The organism is Candidatus Methanocrinis alkalitolerans (genome assembly GCF_029167205.1).
Lineage (GTDB): Archaea > Halobacteriota > Methanosarcinia > Methanotrichales > Methanotrichaceae > Methanocrinis > Methanocrinis alkalitolerans.
The window spans coordinates 1-6,082 of the sequence record NZ_JARFPL010000068.1; the positions used below are offsets into that span (position 1 = coordinate 1).

The 6,082-nt window shown below is 58.0% G+C and carries 4 protein-coding genes; 1 reads left to right on the forward strand and 3 read right to left on the reverse strand.

Annotated elements, in window-relative coordinates:
• Nucleotides 1–403: 403 nt before the first annotated feature.
• The 3 genes from P0O24_RS12185 to uvrA form a co-directional block, all read right to left on the reverse strand.
• Nucleotides 404–808, reverse strand: a complete 405-nt coding sequence (locus P0O24_RS12185; RefSeq protein WP_316970029.1) for a (4Fe-4S)-binding protein — start codon at nucleotides 806–808, stop codon at nucleotides 404–406.
• A gap of 51 nt (nucleotides 809–859) precedes the next feature.
• Nucleotides 860–1,501 (reverse strand): hypothetical protein, encoded by a 642-nt coding sequence (locus P0O24_RS12190; protein ID WP_316970030.1) that lies wholly within the window; start codon nucleotides 1,499–1,501, stop codon nucleotides 860–862.
• 177 nt (nucleotides 1,502–1,678) lie between these two features.
• Nucleotides 1,679–4,579 (reverse strand): excinuclease ABC subunit UvrA, encoded by a 2,901-nt coding sequence (gene uvrA, locus P0O24_RS12195; protein WP_316970031.1) that lies wholly within the window; start codon nucleotides 4,577–4,579, stop codon nucleotides 1,679–1,681.
• 331 nt (nucleotides 4,580–4,910) lie between these two features.
• Between uvrA and P0O24_RS12200 the strand changes: the two genes are divergently transcribed.
• Nucleotides 4,911–5,717 (forward strand): CPBP family intramembrane glutamic endopeptidase, encoded by an 807-nt coding sequence (locus P0O24_RS12200; protein ID WP_316970032.1) that lies wholly within the window; start codon nucleotides 4,911–4,913, stop codon nucleotides 5,715–5,717.
• The last annotated feature ends 365 nt before the right edge of the window (nucleotides 5,718–6,082 follow it).

The window sequence follows — 6,082 nt, forward strand, 5'->3', positions numbered from 1 at the left end:
AATATCGTGTTGACAAATTCTAGTAAAATTATTTTAAACAAAATTTGAGTTAAACGTTTGAATTTATGCACATTTTGGCAAGCAATAAATTCTTAATTTTGCATAGACTTACTGCGGAATGCCGGCTGAATAGTTACGTTATTTATTTATATTGGTTGCCCATAAGACGGGGGCTGGGGGGTCGTAGGACGGCATTCATCCCCTCCCTTAATAGGGTGGGATCTTCTTCCTGCGGTTCTATAAAATAGAGGCTTGGGGGATGGCGACGGATTACAGATAGGACTTACGCACTTGAGAATCAAAACCAAGCACATGAGAGCCTGTCAAGAAGATTGTGTTTTAGACAGTTTGGTGCTTCATGCTACTGGTTTTTTGTTCAACTGCGTAAGTCCTAACAGAGATATCAGCTCCTATGGCTTCCGTCGCAGAAGGGTTTCTTATCCGACCTCCCACACCTGCAGAGGGCGAAGGGCCCCTTCTCCGATATCGTCTTCCCCTCTTCGCCGATGAGGGCGCACCTTCCCCTGATGAGAAGGGGCCCGTCCTTCATCACTTTGATCTCGGCTGGGGGTCTCCCGGACTGGTCTATCGGCCTTCCAAGCTCTTCGTTCCTCCTGTAGGAGAGGGCGCCAGATGGGCAACGGTCGATGGCGGCCATGATCTCCTCCGAGGTTGCAGCGTCCATATTTATCCACGGGCTCTTATGGACGTCGAAGACCCCCGGTTGAGATTTGAGGCATTCGGCGGAGTGGATGCACTTCTTCTGGTCCCAGAAGACGGTGATCTCGTCGTTGGTGTACTCTTTCATGATCTCACAACCCCAGAAGAATTCTCAAGGAAGATATCGTCGAGGATATCACTAAAACGGTCTGGTCCTGCCCAGATAGGCGATGCCAGAGCCGGAGCCGGCGGGCGTGGCCGCCTGGCCGTACCCCGCCCGGATATATCCGCTGCAGCTCCCGGACCTGACCCTGCCCCAGGAGTCGTAGGCGGTGTAGCTTCCGGAGATCGAGCTGCCCAAGACAGTGAGCTCCAGCCGATACAGGAGGTTCTCCTCGAGGCTCATCAGATCGAGGCTCACCCTTTCGCCGCTGACCCGTCCGGCGGCTCCGATCGTCGGGGTCCGGGCCGTCGTTGAGACGGGATCTGGATCCTGGCGAAGCCACCATACCATCGAGCTGATCCCCTCGTCTCTCGTCGGCCTCGGATCCGTAGGTTCCGGCAGGAAGGCGTCGGTCCCTCCGGTTTCACCACGGCCGAAGATGACGTCGCCGACCTGGCTCAACTGTAGGTCGAAGTATTCGGTCCTGCTGGTGGCCCCATCCCTCAGGGCGAGGCTCCAGGACCCTGCGACCCGGGCGGGCGTGATAGCCGGCGAGGTCGATCCGAGATTCTGATCGAAAGCACGGCCCGTCGTCTCTTCCCCGACCTCCATAGATGACCCCACCGCAGAGAGGACGGCCACGGCGAAGATCGGGACGATAACCCATTTTGATATCATCTTCACAAACCCCCTTGACACTTTAGAACTCAAAGGTTAAAAATCAGGCGCTCACTGAAAGAACGCTCAAGACGAAGAATTGCATTGGCCAACTTTGGATTAAAGTCGTATCCACCTCACCTCTGGGGGATTCATCGCCCTCTTCACACCCCCCTTCTCCGAGGTCGAAAGTTGCCGTCATATCATCGATGGTGACGAGAGGCTCCGGCGGGATCCGTCGTCAGAAAGGTCGTCGGAGCCCCGCCCCAAGAGCCTCCCCGCGAGGAACGAGCCGGTGGCGCTCTCCGGGACCATCGCCACCTCCTCCGGCGTCCCCTCGGCGACGATCCGGCCGCCTCCGTCTCCGCCCTCGGGGCCGAGGTCGATGATGTAGTCTGCAGACTTTATGACGTCCAGGTTGTGCTCGATGACGACGACGGTATTCCCCTTAGCGACGAGGTCGTTCAAGACGGCGATGAGCCTCAAGACGTCGTCGAAGTGAAGCCCCGTCGTCGGCTCGTCCAGGAGGTAGATCGTCTTTCCTGTTGCCTTCTTGGAGAGCTCGCGTGTCAGCTTGATCCTCTGGGCCTCGCCGCCGGAGAGGGTGGTGGAGGACTGGCCGAGCTTGATGTAGCCGAGCCCCACCCCCAGGAGGGTGTCGAGCTTCTTTCTTATGGCGGGGACGTTCTTGAACTGCTCCCTCGCCTCCTCAACGGTCATGTCTAGGACCTCGGCGATGGACCTCCCCCTGTACTTCACCTCCAGGGTCTCGGCGTTGTACCGGGAGCCTTTGCACTCCTCGCACTCGATGTAGACGTCCGGCAGAAAGTTCATCTCGATCTTTATGAGGCCGTCCCCCTGGCAAGCCTCGCACCTGCCGCCCTTGAGGTTGAAGGAGAACCTTCCGGGCTTGTACCCCCGGACCCGGGCCTCCTTCGTCTCGGCGAAGGCCTGTCTTATCGGGTCGAAGACCTTGGTGTAGGTGGCGGGGTTCGACCGGGGCGTCCTCCCGATGGGGCTCTGATCGATGACGATCACCTTGTCGATCTCAGAGTCGAAGGAGATCTCGTCGTGGAGTCCTGGGGTCTCGCTGGACCGATAGATCCGCCTCATCAGGGCCCGGTATAGGGTGTCGTAGATGAGGGTTGATTTGCCCGAGCCCGATACCCCCGTCACCACGGTGAAGACCCCGATGGGGATCCTGGCGTCGATCTCCTTGAGGTTGTTCTCCCGGCAGCCAAAGATCCGGACGAACTTATCGCTTTGCCTCCTCTTTTCGGGAACCTCTATCCTCTTCTTGCCCGATAGGTACTGGCCCGTCAGGGAGTTGGGGTCGCCCTCGATCTCTCCGACGGACCCCTCCGCCACCACGAAGCCGCCGTGGATCCCGGCGCCGGGGCCCATGTCCACAACGTGGTCGGCGGCCCGGATCGTCTCCTCGTCGTGCTCCACGACGATGAGGGTGTTGCCCAGGTCCCGCAGCTCCTTCAGCGTCTCGATCAGCCGGCCGTTGTCCCTCTGGTGGAGGCCGATGGAAGGCTCGTCGAGGACGTAGAGGACTCCCATCAGGTTCGAGCCGATCTGCGTGGCGAGCCTGATCCTCTGGGCCTCCCCCCCCGAGAGGGTCCCGGCGCTGCGGGAGAGGGTGAGGTAAGAGAGGCCGACTCGCTCGAGAAATCCGAGCCGGGCGCGGATCTCCTTCAGAACCTGCCGGCCGATCTCCGCCTCCTTCTCGGTGAGGGATAGCCCCTCTAAGAGGTCCAGGGCCTCGGATACCGATAGATCGGCGACCTCGGAGATGGACATCCCGGCGACCTTCACCGCCAGGACCTTCTCTTTGAGCCTCCTTCCCCCGCACCGCGGGCAGGGGAGGACCTTCATGAACTTCTCCAGCTCCTCGCGCCGGTATTCGGAGTTCGTCTGGTGGTAGAGCCGCTCCGACTGGGGGATGAGCCCCTCCCACTGACCCTGGTGGGACCAGCTGGCTTCCCCGTTCTTCATCGACATGGCAAACTTGATCCGCTCCCGGGATCCTCGGAGGAGGGCGGACCGCTGCTCGTCGCTGAGATCCTTCATGGGGGTGAATATGTCGAATCCGAAGTGCTTTGCGACGGCGGCGAGGTACTGCCCCCGCCATCCGTCGACGTGGTTGTGGTAGAGGGCAACAGCCCCGTCGGCTATGGAGAGCTCCGGGTCAGGGATGATGAGATCCGGGTCGAACTCCATCTTGATCCCCAGGCCGTTGCACCCCTCGCAGGCGCCGAAGGGGCTGTTGAAGGAGAAGATCCGAGGCTGCAGCTCCTCGAAGACTATCCCGCAGACGGGGCAGGCCATCTTCGAGGAGTAGAGCCTCTCCCGTCCCTGGGGGTCTATGACGAGGAGGAGCCCTCCGGCCCGCTCCAGGGCGGCCTCGACCGCCTCGACGAGCCTCGACCTCTCCTCCCGGGGGTCGAGGCGGTCGATGACGATCTCGATGTCGTGCTTCCGATACCGGTCCAGGTCTACCTCTTCGTCGGTCCTCTGGATCAGCCCGTCGACCCTCGCCCGGGCGAACCCCTCGGCGTTCAGGTCCTTGAGGAGCTGGCCGTATGTCCCCTTCTTCTGCCGGACGATTGGAGCGAGGATCGTCACCATGCCGCCGTTGGAGGATCCGTCCTCCTCGACCTTCAGGGCGGCCTCGACGATCCGGTCGGCGATCCGCTCCGGGGAGCTCGCCTCGATCCTGATGCCGTGGACGGGGCAGTGGGGGACGCCGATCCGGGCGAATAATAGCCTGAGGTAGTCGTAGATCTCGGTGACCGTCCCCACGGTGGACCTGGGGTTCTTCGATGTCGTCTTCTGTTCGATGGATATCGCCGGGGATAGCCCCTCGATGGAGTCGACTTCCGGCTTGTCCATCTGGCCGAGGAACTGACGGGCATAGGCCGATAGGGACTCGACGTACCTTCGCTGCCCCTCGGCGTAGATGGTATCGAAGGCGAGGGTCGACTTCCCCGACCCCGATACGCCGGTGATGACGATGAGCCGGTCTCGGGGAAGCTCGAGGGTGATGTCTTTTAGGTTGTGCTCTCTAGCACCTTTTATGACGATCGATTTCATCTCAGAATCTCGCTTGGGATCATTGGCCTAATGAGCCTGTTGAAGGCCTAAGCTATTGAGAAGATGGGCTTAATACTTTTCGGGCGGCTTGCCCCCGGTTCGCCTCCCAGGCCTCTTTAAATAGGGTCATATCGGCTGCTGGAGAGTTTCTCCGAGATCCGACACTCAAGCGGCAGATAGAGGGTCCTCCCGCGAGCCCTATAAGTCTCCTGACTATCCCGAAGATCAGGATGATGATTCAACAATTTCTATCAGAATTGTTGTGGGCAAAAGTCGTGCACCAACAATTTTTTATAACGTGGCAATACTAACCATATAAGGAGTTTTTAATATGCGCCAACGTGATCTAATCCCGTTCTTTGCTATGGCCTTTCTCATCGCCTGGGGGATCCTCGGCCTTTATATATTTGCTTCTGAGACGATGGTTCGGTTGTTCGGGAATCTTACGGGCGAACACCCGCTGTTTTACCTCGCGGTTTATGCGCCAGCCATAGCAGCGTTGGTTTTGGTTCTTTATCGGCACGGTTTTGACGGGATGCGGCGCTTTCTCTCCCGGCTGCTGTTGTGGCGGACGTCGATTTACTGGTATGTCATGCTGATCCTCGTCGTGCCTTTGGTGTTCTATATATCGGCCCTGTTCAAGGAAGGCGCCTACGAAACGCTGTTTCCATTTGCATCGGTAACGTCTTATCTGTTGGCGCTGCTCCTCATGGCCATCATGGGGCCAGTCGAGGAAGTTGGCTGGCGTGGACTGGCGCTACCGCTCCTCCAGCGTCGTATGGCGCCCATCTGGGCTGCCCTCGTGCTGGGTGTTATCTGGGCGTTCTGGCACCTTCCTGCTTTTATGCTCGGCGGCACACCGCAAAGCGCCTGGTCATTGACGCCATTCTTCGTAGGCACCGTAGCCCTGAGCGTCATCGTGACACCGCTCTTCAACAATTCGCGTGGCAGTATCCTGCTCCCCGCGTTTTTCCACCTGCAGGTGATCAATCCCCTATGGCCGGATGCTCAGCCTTACGATACCTGGCTGTTCGTGGTTGTTGCTGCTCTGGTCGTCTGGTTTAACCGAAAAGCCATGTTTACCAGAGAAGGTGCTGTCACATGGGTTATTCCATTGGCTGAAGATAATTCCGATTAACCTCCGGTCGAGGTCCGTCATTTAAATACCCTTTAAGCAGGGACGATCTGGATTTTGTGATCTAGAGGGGTTTTCATGGGTCATCGGTTAAGGAGTCTAAGCCACACAATATTGACATTTTTCACACGAATTATTCGTTGATCCAGTCGGGGATTTTCGGCTCTTCCTCTGCCATCCCAGGAACCATGGCCTGGGCAGTAAGAGCCGCAGCCAAAGACAAAATAAATGCGACTCGGACCCATGGGTCATCGGTTAAGGAATTTAAGCTACACAATATTGCCATTTTTCACACGAATTATGCGTCATCTAGATTTGATCCGATTTCAAGACTGACTTGCTGTAGCCTTTTTGACCAAGCCAATCTC

Bases quoted from the DNA above. Each gene is read 5' to 3' on its own strand.
- P0O24_RS12185 (WP_316970029.1), bottom strand. From the start codon at position 808: ATGAAAGAGTACACCAACGACGAGATCACCGTCTTCTGGGACCAGAAG.
- P0O24_RS12190 (WP_316970030.1), bottom strand. From the start codon at position 1,501: ATGATATCAAAATGGGTTATCGTCCCGATCTTCGCCGTGGCCGTCCTC.
- uvrA (WP_316970031.1), bottom strand. From the start codon at position 4,579: ATGAAATCGATCGTCATAAAAGGTGCTAGAGAGCACAACCTAAAAGAC.
- P0O24_RS12200 (WP_316970032.1), top strand. From the start codon at position 4,911: ATGCGCCAACGTGATCTAATCCCGTTCTTTGCTATGGCCTTTCTCATC.